Consider the following 13,082-nt stretch of genomic DNA (forward strand, 5'->3'; position numbering starts at 1 on the left):
ACAGGAGAACATCATGCAACGCTTCGAAGGAAAGACGGTCCTCGTCACGGGCGGCAACAGCGGCATCGGCCTGGCGGCCGCCAAGGGATTCGCGGCCGAAGGCGCGCGGGTCGTCATCACCGGGCGCGACGCCGAAACGCTGGAAGCCGCCCGTCAAACGCTCGGCGAAGGCGCGCTGGCGATTCGCAACGAAGCCGGCAGCGTCGCGTCGGCTCGCGCGCTGGCCGACGCGCTCGCCGCCGCCGGCGTGCGGCTCGACGCCGTATTCGTCAACGCGGGCGTCGCGAAACTCGCGCCGTTCGCCGACAGCGACGAAGCGATGTGGGATCTCGTGTTCAACACCAACGTGAAGGGCGCGTATTTCCAGATCCAGTCGCTCGTGCCGCTGCTGAACCGCGGCGCATCGATCGTGATCAACGGCTCGATCAACGCGCACATCGGGATGCCCGGCTCGTCGGTGTACGCGGCGAGCAAGGCGGCCGTCAATTCGTTCGCGAAGACGCTGTCGACGGAACTGCTGCCGCACGGCGTGCGCGTGAACGTGGTGAGCCCGGGGCCCGTGCAGACGCCGCTGTACGGCAAGCTCGGGCTCGACGCGGCGACGCTCGACGCGACGGCCGACAAGATCAAGGGCCTCGTGCCGATCGGCCGGTTCGGCACGCCGGACGAAATCGCGTCGACGGTGCTGCACCTGAGCGCGCCGGAATCCGCGTTCATCGTCGGCGCGGAAATCATCGCGTCGGGCGGGATGGGATTGCTCTAAGGGGGCGACGCGGGCGGGGCCCGTAACCGGCGATGCGATGCCGGGCGAGCGGGCCCCGTCACCTGCACCTATCGCGACGCACAGGCGCCGCGCGTGTCGTCGCCGGTTTTCAACTGCGTCACCGTCAACCCCGCGAACGTCGCGCGGCCTTGCTCGGCGAACACGGCCACGCGATCCGCGTCGAGCGGCGGAAAGATCAGGTCCGTCAGCGCCACGCGGCCGCCATTGGCGAACACTTCGACCGAGCCGCGATCGACGACGATTTCGAGCCGCAACTGCCCGTGTTCGAGCGGCAGATCGACGATGTGCTCGCGGCTGAACGTGCCGGCGAAATTCGCTTCGCCGGATTGCGAGCGGTCGAGCGTCAGCGTGCGCTTCGCCGTGTCGTACACGATCCGGGTGCCGATCGAGCCGTCGGCCGAGCGCCGGACGATCAGGCCCGCGCGCGCGGCACGCTGCGGCGAGATCGTCACCGTGATGCGCTGGACGACGCCGCGCGTCGCGGCCGATAGCGCCCGGGTAGCGGAGTCGACCGTCAGGTCGCCTTCATGCACGGCGGGCCGGCCGTCGGCCCATGCGTCGAAGGCGGCGGCCGGCGCGACGATCAGGGTCGGCTCGCCGTCGATCGTCTTCAGCGCCAGTTCGCGCGGTAGCGTGGTCGCGCCGCGCCATGGAGTGGTCGGCACCTTGGCCGCGTAATCCCAGTTGCTCATCCATGCGATCGCGACCGGCCGGGCGCCCGGTGCGCCGGAGAACGTGCCGGCCGCGTAAAAATCGGCGCCGTGATCGACCCAGCGGAATTGCGCGGGATCCGAACCGGCGGGCGCGACGCGGTCGGGCACGAACGTGCGGCCGTCGAAGTTGCCGACGAAGTACATCGCGCCGGAACCGCCCGCGATCGACCACGGATTCACGTTGACGATCATCACCCACTTGATGCGGCGGGGATCGCCGTCGAGCGGCAACGGTATGAGGTCCGGCATTTCCCACAGCGCGCCCGCATGCGGCACGTCCGGCAGCGTGAAGTCGCTCAGGAACGACCAGTGGATCAGGTCGTCGGAGCGATAGAGCTTCACGACGTGCGCGTCGGCGACGACCGTCGTCATCAACCAGTAGCCGCCCGCCGCATACCACGATACTTTCGGGTCACGAAATTCCTTCGATTCCGGATCGAGCGTCAGCACCGGGTTGTGCGCATACGGCTGCCAGGTCGTGCCCTGATCGAGGCTGTACGCGAGCGACTGCGCCTGGATGCCGGGCGCGTGACCCGAGCCGGTCTTGTAGACGCTCGTATAAAGCGCGACGAGCGGCGTGTGGCCCGGCGTGCCGAGGCCAGACGTGTTCAGGGTGTCGGCGACGATCGAGCCCGAGAAGATTTCCTTGGTGGCGTTCGCGCGCATCGCGACCGGCTGCTCGCGCCAGTGGACGAGGTCGGTGCTGGTCGCGTGCCCCCACGACATGTTGCCCCAGTCGTTGCCGAGCGGGTTGTACTGATAGAACAGGTGATAGCGGCCGTTCGCGTAGACGAGCCCGTTCGGATCGTTCATCCAGTTGCGTTGCGGCGTGTAGTGGAGGGCGGGCCGCCATTGCGGCGTGTCGTTGTCGGGCGGCGCGTGGCACGGAGCGGCGACGGCCTGCGTGCAGGCCAGGCAGGCGAACAGCAGCCGGACGAGCCGGACGGAACAGCGGAAAGACGTCGAATTCATGCGGGACCAGGCGCTTCGTCGGGCGAAGCGGGAAAGGACGGCGCAGGCCGTCTGCAACGACGGCCTGCGCAACGGTCAAAGGAAAAGTCGAAAGAAAAAGAGGAGGCGCACACGCGACGCGCGCGATACGCACCTCCTGAACCTCGTGCCTCTATCGACGATGGTTGTTTTGGGTTTCCTAGTTGCCCTGGCCGTTGCCGTCGTTGTGGCCGGCCCCCGTCGCCGGCAGGTTCGCCGGGATGTCACCGTAGCCGCCGAGGCCGCCGCGTCCATACGCGCGATCGACCGCCGTCGACGTGCCGTTGATGTTCACCTTCACCGTGGGCGCGAGCGTGCCGCCGCGGCGCGGGCCGATCGCATCGATGAACGACTCGACGAGCCCGCCCGGCATCACGTAGTGCGAATACGACTGGAATTCGCGCGGGTTCTGGTTCGGGTCCTGCGAGTACGGCGCGCCGGCCGGTGCGGAGAAGTCGGTCGGGTTGCCGAGCACGAGGCCGCTGCCGCCGTTCAGCGGCAGGAAATCGCTGCGGATGCCGTTGCCGACGAAGCCGTACACGCCGTCCGGGCCGTCGACGCCGGCCGCCATCGTCGTGCGGTGGCTGATCGTGAACAGGTAGTACTTGCCGTCCTTCAGATAGATCTGCGGGCGCTCGGTCTGGTCGTCCACGCAGTTCGCCGACAGGATCGGCGGCAGGAACTTCCACGCGGTCAGTTGCGGGTTCGTCGCGACCGCGAGGCCGACGTTGGCCTTTTGATACACTGCGCCCGAATTCATCACCGCGTTGAGATCTTCGCGGTTCGGATCGTTCGGCGCGTAGCCGAGATCGGCCTCGGTGCAGGTGCGCGCGCCGCGCGGGCCGCCGGTGTTGCCTTCGAACACCATGTAGGTCTTGCCCGGATGCGCGGGGTCGGTGAACACGAACGGATCGCGGAACGAGAAGTAGGTGTTCTGCTGGCCGGTCTGGTAGTAGTTGCCGTCCGGCTGCAGCAGCGCCTTGTGATCGTCGAAGCCGGTGAACCACACGTGCTTGTCGTCGGCGTGGATGTTGCCGTCGGCGCGCGTGATGATCGCCTGCGGCGGCGTGATGTCGGCGCCGCCGGGCGCCGAGCGGTTGAACGACGTCGCGGTGTAGTAGAGGCTGACGTTGCTGCCGTTCGTCAGGCGCGCGGAGCCCGACCATTCGGCGTTGTTGGTCATCGGCGCGGTGCCGAACACCCGGGCGCTCGCGCCGTCGGGGAAAAGGTGGCCGCCCCAGGTCCAGCCGCCGTTCGCGGGGCGTTGCGACGCGGGGATGCCGGCGCGGCGATAGAAGAAGCCGATGCGGGCGTGGACATGACGGTCGTCGAACGTGTAACCCGCGTGCGGATCGGCGGTGAGCGAGAAGATCACCTCCCAGCCCTTGTAGCTGAGCTGGTTCGCGCGCAGGTCGGCCAGCGGCCACGTGTCCCACACCCACACGTTCGAGTTGATCAGCGGGAAATCCTGCGGGATGTCCGGCATCGTCAGCGCTTGCGGCAGCGAGTTCTTGTCGGCGCCCGCGGTGTGCGATTGCGCGACGATCTGGCGGATGTCCGCCCGCGTCCAGCGCATCGTGAAGTTGCCTTCGGGATCGTAGGCTTGCTGGGTATGGGGCGTGGGCACGGGCGCGCCCGTGCCGCTGGACTGCGCGTGCGCGACGGACGCGAAGGCGGCGAGTGCGCCGCCAGCGAGCAGCAAACGTTTGGCCGCGACCGGACGGAAAAGGGGAAAGTATGTCATCTCGTCGTTGTTTCCTGGGAAGGTGAAAGTGAACGGCTGAGTGGGCATCGATGTCCAAACCGGTTTGGATGCTATTTCAAACCGGTTTGGAACGCAAAAGATATTTATTTGACGGTAATCGTTACCAATTGGAAATAATTACCCGGCCGGCGTGTCCCGGGCTTCGGGCAGCCGGGCGGATCGACGCATGCGAGGAGTGACGGTGAAGGTGAATCTGAAGGCGCTGTCGGACGCGCTGGGCCTGTCGCGGACGACGGTCAGCCGCGCGTTGAACGGTTACGACGACGTGAGCGAGGCGACGCGCGAGCGCGTGGCGAAGGCCGCGCGGGAAATGGGCTACGTGGCCGATCCCACCGCGCGCCGGCTGGCGACCGGGCGGGCCGACATGATCGGGATCGTCTATCCGTTCGGCGCCGGCGATCTCGGCGATCCACGGTTCGCCGAGGTCGTCGCGGGCATCACCGAGCGGCTCGCCGAGCGCAATCTCGATTTCATCATCGCGTCCGCGCGACCGAACGCGGAACTGGAAACCTATCGGCGGATCGTCGACGGCAAGCTCGTCGACGGGCTGATCGTCGCGCGCACGCGGGTCGACGATCCGCGGATCGCGTACCTGCAAGCGAGCGCATTTCCGTATGTCGCCTACGGCCGTACGCAGGCCGCCAACCCGTACGCGTGGTTCGACTTCGACAACGAGGCGGGCGCGCGCGACGCGGTGCGCCGGCTGATTGGCTTCGGGCATCGGCGCATCGCGATGATCAGCGCGCCGCTGGCGCTGAATTTCGCCGCGCAGCGGCGTGCCGGTTATCTGTCGGCCTTGCGCGAAGCCGGTATCGACGCCGATCCGGCGCTGCTCGTCGAGAGCCCGTTCACGCACGACGGCGGGCAGCAGGCGGCGCGGGCGTTGCTCGCGCTCGCCGAGCCGCCGAGCGCGCTGCTGGTCGACAACAACATCGCGGGCAGCGGCGCGTTTCGCGCGCTGGTCGACAGCGGGCTGCGCCTCGGGGCGGACCTGTCGCTGATCGTCTATGACGGCGTGCCGCCCGACATCGCGCACCCGTATCGCGTCACGGCGGTCGTGCAGCCGACCGGGCATGCGTCGGGGCGTGCGCTCGCGGAACTGATGCTGCGGCTGCTGGACGACGGCGTGTGCGATCAACGGCTCGAAGCGCCGGCCATCGAGGCGGGCGACACGGACGGTCCGTTGCGCGGGTAGCCCGCACACCGGCGGCGAGGCGACGGCGGGCGGGCAAGTGACGGCGGCCGTTGCTGAACGGCGCCCCCGCCGCAAAGGCCATGACGATGGCAGGGACGAATAGGTGTTCTTCTAGACGACCGGTCTAATCCAGCGCTATCATCCGTGCTGGTGAATGCGGCGACGTCTCGGGCAGATTCAAGCGGCGAGATGCCGTCGTTTTATTTCGACCGCTTCTAGACGACTGGTCTAATAGGCATATATCGCATAAGGATGAATGAACCGCACGTTGCCGCGCGCCCACTGACTAACCGACAGGCGTGGCGCGCCGACGTGCGGCCCCGTTCCCCCGTTCATTTTCGAAGGAGTGTCCGATCATGAAGATTCTGGTTGTCCTGACCTCGCACGACACGCTCGGCGACACCGGCAAGAAAACCGGCTTCTGGCTCGAGGAACTGGCCGCGCCGTACTACACGTTCAAGGATGCGGGCATCGAGTTGACGCTCGCGTCGCCGAAGGGCGGCCAGCCGCCGCTCGATCCGAAAAGCAGCGACCCGACGGCCCAGACCGACGCGACGCGCCGTTTCGACGCCGATGCCGCGGCCAAGGCCGAACTCGCGTCGACGCGCAAGCTGGCCGATGTGTCGGCGGACGACTACGACGCGGTGTTCTACCCGGGCGGCCACGGCCCGCTGTGGGATCTCGCCGAGGATCTGCATTCGATCGGCCTGATCGAGCGTGCGCTCGCCGCCGGCAAGCCGGTCGCGGCGGTGTGCCACGCGCCGGGCGTGCTGCGCCACGTGAAGAACCCGCAGACCGGCGAGTCGGTCGTGCGCGGCAAGCGCGCGACGGGGTTCACCAACAGCGAGGAAGCGGCCGTCGAGCTGACCGAAGTCGTGCCGTTCCTCGTCGAGGACATGCTGAAGACCAACGGCGCGGAATTCGAGCGCAGCGCCGACTGGGCGCCGCATGTCGTCACCGACGGGCTGCTGATCACCGGGCAGAACCCCGCGTCGTCGGCGCCCGCGGCCGAGGCGCTGCTCGCGAAGCTCGGCCACCGCTGAAAGCATGGCGTCGGCCCGGCCGGCGCCGCGTCCTTGCCGTCGCCGGGCGCAGCCAGCCCGCCGACGGCCCGCATCGCTGCGTCGTGCGCACCGCATGACGCATTTCCAGCCGTTTTGCAGAACCAAGCAAAGGAGTCGTGGATGTCTGCCCTGTTCGAACCGTTCAAACTCAAGGACGTCACGCTGCGCAACCGCATCGCGGTGCCGCCGATGTGCCAGTACGTCGCCGAAGAGGGCGTCGTCAACGACTGGCATCACGTGCACCTGGCCGGCATCGCGCGCGGCGGCGCGGGCCTCGTGATCGCCGAGGCGACGGCCGTGTCGCCGGAAGGCCGCATCACGCCGGGTTGCGCCGGGTTGTGGAACGACGCGCAGGCCGAGGCGTTCGCGCCGTCGGTCGCGGCGATCAAGGCGGCCGGCGCGGTGCCCGGCATCCAGCTCGCGCACGCCGGCCGCAAGGCGAGCGCGAATCGCCCGTGGGAAGGCGACGACCATATCGCCGACGGCGATCCGCGCGGCTGGCAGACCATCGCGCCGTCGGCCGTGCCGTTCGGCGCGCATCTGCCGAAGGTGCCGCGTGAAATGACACACGACGACATTGCCCGCGTGCAGGCCGACTTCGTCGCGTCGGCGCAGCGTGCGCGCGATCTCGGCTTCGAATGGCTGGAGCTGCACTTCGCGCACGGCTATCTCGGCCAGAGCTTCTTCTCGGTGCATTCGAACCAGCGCACCGACGAGTACGGCGGTTCGGCCGACAACCGCGGCCGCTTCCTCGTCGATACGCTCGCGGCCGTCCGCAAGGTCTGGCCCGAGCATCTGCCGCTGACCGCGCGCCTCGGCGTGATCGAATACGACGGCCGCGACGAAGAAACCCTCGCCGAATCGATCGCGCTCACGCAGCGGATGAAGCGCGAAGGGCTCGACATGCTGAGCGTGTCGGTCGGCTTCTCGACGCCCACCGCGCAGATTCCGTGGGGCCCGGCGTTTCTCGCGCCGATCGCCGAGCGCGTGCGCCGCGAGGCCGGGCTGCCGGTATCGTCCGCGTGGGGGATCGATACGCCGCAACTGGCGAACCGCGTGGTCGAGCAAGCGCAGCTCGATCTCGTGATGATCGGCCGCGCGCACCTGGCCGATCCGCACTGGCCGTATTACGCGGCCAGGCAGCTAGGCGTCGAGCGTCCGTCGTGGACGCTGCCCGCGCCGTACGCGCACTGGCTCGAGCGCTACCGGGTCGCCGACAAGGTGGCTTAAGCGGGGCGCGTCGACGCAGCGCCGCGACGGTGCGCGCATCCCGCGTGCCGCCGATCCGGCGCCGATGGATAGAATGGCGGTTCGTCCAGGCCGGTTGCCTGGGCGGACCGCCATTTTTTTCATTTCGACAGAGGTGCCATGGGCGCACATGTCCCGTCGTCTCACGATTCCGCCGCGCGGCCGCGCGTCCAGCAGATCGCCCGCGTCGCGCTGTATGCGGCGCTGCTGTTGCTCGCGCTGTGGGTGATCCGCGACTTCATTCCCGCCATCGCCTGGGCCTGCGTGATCGCCATCGCGATGTGGCCGCTGCTGAAACGCTTCGAATCGCACCGGCTGTTCCGCAGCCGGCCGACGCTGATCGCGACCGTCATCACGGCGGCGATTTCGCTGCTCGTCGTGCTGCCGGTGGCCGTCGCGACGACCCAGGCGTTCGCGCAGGCGCATGACCTGCGCGAATGGCTGCGCACGATCCAGGACAACGGCATTCCGCTGCCGGACGTGGTCAGCCGGTTGCCGTACGGCGCGGCGCAGATCACCGAATGGTGGCAGGCCAATCTCGGCCATCCGCTGCATGCGGCCACCGCGATGCACGGCGTCAACGGCGAGAAATTCATCGCGTTCGGCCGGCAATTCGGCACGAAGCTCGCGCACGTGCTGCTCGAATTCGGTTTCATGCTCGTCACGCTGTTCGTGATCCTGCGTGCCGGTCACAAGTTGTCGGGTGCGTTGTTGCAGGGGGCGCGGCGCGCGTTCGGGCGCAACGGCGCGGAACTGATCGAGCGGATGGTCGCGGCCGTGTACGGCACGGTGACGGGGCTCGTCGTCGTCGGGCTCGGCGAGGGCGCGCTGCTCGGCGTCGCCTACGCGCTCGCGGGCGTTCCACATGCGGCGCTGCTCGGCCTCGTCACGGCGGTCGCCGCGATGCTGCCGTTCTGCGCGCCGGTCGTGTTCTGCGGCGCGGCGCTCTGGCTGTTCGTGCAGGGGGCGACCATGTGGGCCGTCGTGGTCGCGGCGCTCGGGTTCATCGTCGTGTTCGTCGCCGAGCATTTCGTGCGGCCGGTGCTGATCGGCGGTTCGACACGGCTGCCGTTCCTGCTCGTGCTGTTCGGCATCCTCGGCGGCGCCGAGACGTTCGGCCTGATCGGGCTGTTCGTCGGCCCGGCGCTGATGACGGTGCTCACGATGCTGTGGGCCGAATGGATCGCTTGAGCGTGCATGCCGCTGCATCGGTTCGACGTCGCGGTGCAATGGCGCGGCGGGCCGCGCACGCGGAGGCCGGCGGCAACGATCGCTGACGATTCGGCTGGCGCGGATGCGCGCAAATGCAGGGATTCGGATAAAGATCTCTACATTTCTTTTCGATCCGGACCCAAAGGTCGAGTAGCATGGGGCTTTCGATCACGCCGGTAGGCGCAGCAGATTTCCCGAGCATGCGATTGATTCCGATGTCCCGTCCCGCAGCGACGCTGTCCCTGGCCGCCGGCTGCCTGATGTTGCATGGCTGTGCGTGGTTCGACTCGTGGCTGCCGTTTTCGTATTCGCGCACGCCGCTGGCACGGGCCGCGTCGCGGCACGGCGCGACGCGCGCCGACGTCGTCCGCGCCGCCGGCAACCCGCGCAGCGTCTGGATGGTCCGCAACGGCAGCGGCGTCTGCTACAACTACTTCATCGAGCACGGCAACGATCATCGTGCTTTCTTCGTCGTGTTCGACAAGGCTGGCGTCGTCACGCAACACGGCTTCGATTCGTGCATGGACGCCGACCGCAAGGGCGCGCTCCAGCAGGGCAAGAGCGCGTCGCGATAGGGCGGGGACAACGCGCCGCGCCAGCGCGTCATACTGCCGTCACGCTATCGTGTCGACCACACCGCCGTCGACGCGCAACGCCGCGCCGGTCGTGGCCGATGCCTGCGGCGAGCACACGTACACGACCAGGTTCGCGACTTCCTCCGTCGTCGCCGGCCGCTGGATGATCGAGCTCGCGCGCGCGCTGCGTACGAATTCCACTGCAATGTCGTCGATGCTGCGGCCCGTTTCGTCGGCCTGCGCCTTCAGCATCTCGCGCACACCTTCCGACATCGTCGGCCCCGGCAGCACCGAATTGACCGTCACGCGGGTGCCGGCCGCGAGCTTCGCGAGGCCGCGTGCGATCGACAACTGCGCGGTTTTCGTGAACCCATAATGAATCATGTCGACGGGGATGTTCAGGCCCGATTCCGACGAAATGAACACGATGCGCCCGGCATTGCGTTCGATCATCCCTTTCAGGTAATGCCGTGCGAGCCGCACGCCGGACATCACGTTGATCTGGAAATAATGTTCCCATTCGGCGTCGTCGATGTCGAAAAACGCCTTCAGGCCGTAGATGCCCGCGTTGTTGACGAGAATGTCGGCATTCGGCGTGTGTTGCGTGACGCGCGCGACGCCGGCCGCGTCGGACAGGTCGGCGGCGACGCCGTCGAGGCTTGCGCCGGGCACGGTGTCGCGCAGTTTCTCGAGCGCGGATTGCACCGACTGGTCGCTGCGGCCGTTGACGACGACGTGCGCGCCGGCGCGCGCGAAGCCTTCGGCGATCGCGAGCCCGATGCCGGCGGTGGAAGCGGTAACGACTGCGGTCTTGCCTTTCAGATCGATCTGCATGAGCGTGACGGGGAAGAGTGAACGAGGGCCGCCGCGCGTGCCGCGGCGGACGGAATTCAAAGCTTAGGCAAATTCCGCTCAATAGGCCATGTCGCGAGCGCGTCGGCAGCGGTCGCGCGGAAAATCCGGGGGGTATTGCGGACGCGCGAGATTCCTGTCGGTTCGGGGCAAGCAGGCGCGAAATTGGTATTCCGCGCGTGCTTCCCCCGCGGGATACCAAACCGATGACGTATTCGCCGGCTGCGACGGCAACCTGTCGATATCCGGCCCGCCAGGATCGGCGCTTCAGCCGATCCTGGCGGATATCGTGCATGCCGCCGGCCCGCTCGCGACCCACGCTCGCAGAACGGGCGAACCGTCAACGATGAAACACGAAGATCACGAACACGTGACGAACCAGTCCCACCAGTAGTATCCCAACAACTCCTGGGTACTTCTTTCCAGCGTATAGAGCCCGAAGCAGGCGCCAAGCGTTTCGATCCCGCTCTCTCTTGCCTTGGCGCCGAGGCTGACGAACGTCTGCGGCTTCGTCAGCGGCGGCAGGCCGTCGCGCGTTTCGGGGTTCGGTTGCACGGCGTTCACGTCGAGGAAGTCCTGCGAAAAAGGATTGAAGACTTGCTGGCCGAACAGGTGCGAAACCTGATAAATCAGCACCGCGTCTTCCGCGTTTTCATAGAGGGAGACTGCCCTGAGTGAAACCGTGTCGCCGGGATACAGCGTCAGAACGGGGTCCGCCGGGCCATTTCCGATCGACGCGCCGCGCGCGCCGGTGTAAAGCAGGCGCACGGCGCGATGATCGACGGCGATCGGTAACTCGGGTTGCTTGCTCGGATGCGGGTACCTCAGCTTGATATATTCCGTGTCGACGACGGCGAGGATGTCGATTTGCTGCGAGGTTGTGTCGCGAGTGAGACTTCCAAGATCGGCTGTCATACGGGTGCTCCATTCTGGTTTTATCGCGGAAAAGGGGCTGCGCCCGGTGGGGTGCCGCGTGAAACCCGCCGGCTTGAATCGCTCCCGTATCGCATCGGAGCGAGTTGTCGGGGCTCGCTTCAAGCAGCGGAGGCTTGCCAGACCCAGAAGAAGTAGCCGAACAAGGATTTCTTGTTTTGATTCCGCGTATAAAGCGCAAAACTCGTTCCGAGGTTCTCGACTCCGAAGGATTTTGCTACGGCGTCGAACCGTTGAAAGACTTGGGGTTGCGCCGAGATCGCGATGATGTCGGGCGTCTCGGCCGCACTGGGTGCGGCAACCTGTTCGATGGTATGCGCGGCGAATTGACTGAAGACTTCCGCGCCCGAGTAGTGCCGGACGTTGTAAATCAACGCAGAGTCGTCCGAATTGTCGGAAAGTGACGTCCCCATCAGCGATACCTTGTCGCCGACCTGCAATTTCAAGCCCAGGCTACCGGTGCCTTCCGAGCTGCTCACGCCGGGCAAGCGGCTGTTGAGCATGAACACGGCGTTGCTGCTGATGGCCGTCGGGCGGTTCGCGTTCTGGCTCGGATTGGGATAGATTGTCTTTAAATAATGCGCGTCGATAACCGCAAGGATGTGAATGAATTGAGCGGTTTGTTCCAGATCGATGCTATCAAGATCGACTTTCATTTAAATGCCTCCATGACAGGTCAATTGCCCGTTCGGTGCGCGTGGCGCATCGGCGATGCGCTTCGCCAGTATTGTCCATTTGTATTTGTTTTAGTACCTGTCAGGTTTGATGGGGGATTAATTTTGGTGAGAATTGATTTTTTGGTCGGAGAGGGGCGGCGTCGTCGTGTAATCGCCTGTAATTGATTTTTATGGATTTTCAAGATCTTAATTTCAGGCTTCCATGTGCGGGTTCAAACGCTCGCCACCGCGTAATCGGTTGTAATTGATTTTGGCAAGCGAATGAATTGATATTGTCCTTGACGCGCTAATGACGTGTCGTCGGACTCAAATTCATAACGCTTAGTGAATGGAGATTAACCATGGCTTCCGAAATCACGCTTGCATCAAGCGCGCAGGACATCAACATCATCGCGGTGATCGATACGGAATGGGTCAAGAAGACGTATCCGAATCCGAGCCAGAATCAGGCCGCGCCGACGGGCATCGCCCACAATGGCCAGTTCCTGATCTGCACCGGTGCGCGTGGCGTCAAGGGGCAGGGTACGGCCGACCTGGAAATCACCGCCTACCCGGGTGACCGCGTCCAGTTCACCGGCGTGTCGATCTACGACAACTCCGACGATGCCGTGATCATCTACAACATCCCGCGCTATCAAGGCGACGAGGTATTCAACCCGTTCGTCTGCAACACGGTCGTCCGCAATGGCGCGGTGGAACCCAACCCGGATTCGGGGACCCGCAATGGCCTCCCGCCGCTGAAGAAGCAGCTCACGTTCGCGACCTTCGACTCGTCGGTCCGGCGAAGCGGGACGGAATATTTCGGCGTTTGCTTCGCGCTTTACAAGCTCGTCGGCGGGCAGAACCAGGAACTGTTCGGCTACTACTGGTGGGATCCGAAGATCATCGTTCCGGCCTGACCCGCTGCTGTCGGCTTCAGCGCCCGAGCACGCGGAAACGCGTGCAAGCAGGGGCGCTGTTTCAGCGTAAGCGCGCCATCCTCCGCACCTCGTGCGGGAAGTCGGCGGCGCAGGGTGGTGCCCACGATCATGTCCGTGGGCACCACCATTCTGCGTAGCATCGAAGCCGCGCGAT

General features: G+C 66.0%; 12 protein-coding genes. 7 read left to right on the forward strand and 5 right to left on the reverse strand.

Annotation, left to right across the window (positions count from 1 at the left end; translation table 11 throughout):
* Nucleotides 1-13: 13 nt before the first annotated feature.
* Nucleotides 14-763 carry an SDR family oxidoreductase gene (locus tag HWX07_RS28340; protein ID WP_006481722.1) on the forward strand — a complete coding sequence of 250 codons (750 nt, stop codon included), beginning with the start codon at nt 14-16 and terminating at the stop codon, nt 761-763.
* A gap of 68 nt (nt 764-831) precedes the next feature.
* On the opposite strand, the gene HWX07_RS28345 is transcribed toward HWX07_RS28340, so the two are convergent.
* Together HWX07_RS28345 and HWX07_RS28350 are read right to left on the reverse strand one after the other, a co-directional pair.
* Complete coding sequence (locus HWX07_RS28345) at nt 832-2,469, reverse strand: glycoside hydrolase family 32 protein (protein WP_175878532.1); 1,638 nt, start codon at nt 2,467-2,469, stop codon at nt 832-834.
* A 178-nt stretch (nt 2,470-2,647) separates the two neighbouring features.
* Nucleotides 2,648-4,231 carry a glycoside hydrolase family 68 protein gene (locus tag HWX07_RS28350; protein ID WP_069231070.1) on the reverse strand — a complete coding sequence of 528 codons (1,584 nt, stop codon included), beginning with the start codon at nt 4,229-4,231 and terminating at the stop codon, nt 2,648-2,650.
* Nucleotides 4,232-4,418: 187 nt separating this feature from the next.
* Between HWX07_RS28350 and HWX07_RS28355 the strand changes: the two genes are divergently transcribed.
* From HWX07_RS28355 to HWX07_RS28375, 5 genes are all read left to right on the forward strand, one after another.
* Nucleotides 4,419-5,447, forward strand: coding sequence for a substrate-binding domain-containing protein (locus HWX07_RS28355; protein ID WP_175878533.1), 1,029 nt, complete (start codon nt 4,419-4,421; stop codon nt 5,445-5,447).
* 356 nt (nt 5,448-5,803) lie between these two features.
* The gene (locus tag HWX07_RS28360) at nt 5,804-6,490 is read left to right on the forward strand and encodes a type 1 glutamine amidotransferase domain-containing protein (protein ID WP_012338251.1); all 687 of its coding nucleotides are present in this window, start codon (nt 5,804-5,806) and stop codon (nt 6,488-6,490) included.
* 141 nt (nt 6,491-6,631) lie between these two features.
* The gene (locus HWX07_RS28365; protein WP_175878534.1) at nt 6,632-7,741 is read left to right on the forward strand and encodes an NADH:flavin oxidoreductase/NADH oxidase; all 1,110 of its coding nucleotides are present in this window, start codon (nt 6,632-6,634) and stop codon (nt 7,739-7,741) included.
* 138 nt (nt 7,742-7,879) lie between these two features.
* Nucleotides 7,880-8,950: an AI-2E family transporter gene (locus tag HWX07_RS28370; RefSeq protein ID WP_027811202.1), complete on the forward strand. Its 1,071-nt coding sequence runs from the start codon at nt 7,880-7,882 to the stop codon at nt 8,948-8,950.
* 221 nt (nt 8,951-9,171) lie between these two features.
* Nucleotides 9,172-9,546: a hypothetical protein gene (locus tag HWX07_RS28375; protein ID WP_175878535.1), complete on the forward strand. Its 375-nt coding sequence runs from the start codon at nt 9,172-9,174 to the stop codon at nt 9,544-9,546.
* A gap of 39 nt (nt 9,547-9,585) precedes the next feature.
* Here the strand turns inward: HWX07_RS28375 and HWX07_RS28380 are convergent, their stop codons facing one another.
* From HWX07_RS28380 to HWX07_RS28390, 3 genes are all read right to left on the reverse strand, one after another.
* Complete coding sequence (locus tag HWX07_RS28380; RefSeq protein WP_175878536.1) at nt 9,586-10,380, reverse strand: SDR family oxidoreductase; 795 nt, start codon at nt 10,378-10,380, stop codon at nt 9,586-9,588.
* Nucleotides 10,381-10,758: 378 nt separating this feature from the next.
* Entirely contained in the window at nt 10,759-11,313 is a 555-nt protein-coding gene (locus HWX07_RS28385; protein WP_175878537.1) for an inclusion body family protein, read from the reverse strand.
* A gap of 119 nt (nt 11,314-11,432) precedes the next feature.
* A complete protein-coding gene (locus HWX07_RS28390) occupies nt 11,433-11,987 on the reverse strand; it encodes an inclusion body family protein (protein WP_175878538.1) in 555 nt (184 codons plus the stop codon).
* A 362-nt stretch (nt 11,988-12,349) separates the two neighbouring features.
* On the opposite strand from HWX07_RS28390, the gene HWX07_RS28395 reads away from it, so the two are divergent.
* Nucleotides 12,350-12,907: an inclusion body family protein gene (locus HWX07_RS28395; protein WP_006479130.1), complete on the forward strand. Its 558-nt coding sequence runs from the start codon at nt 12,350-12,352 to the stop codon at nt 12,905-12,907.
* Nucleotides 12,908-13,082 lie beyond the last annotated feature (175 nt).

The organism is Burkholderia sp. BCC0097, from assembly GCF_902832985.1.
Taxonomy (GTDB): domain Bacteria; phylum Pseudomonadota; class Gammaproteobacteria; order Burkholderiales; family Burkholderiaceae; genus Burkholderia; species Burkholderia orbicola.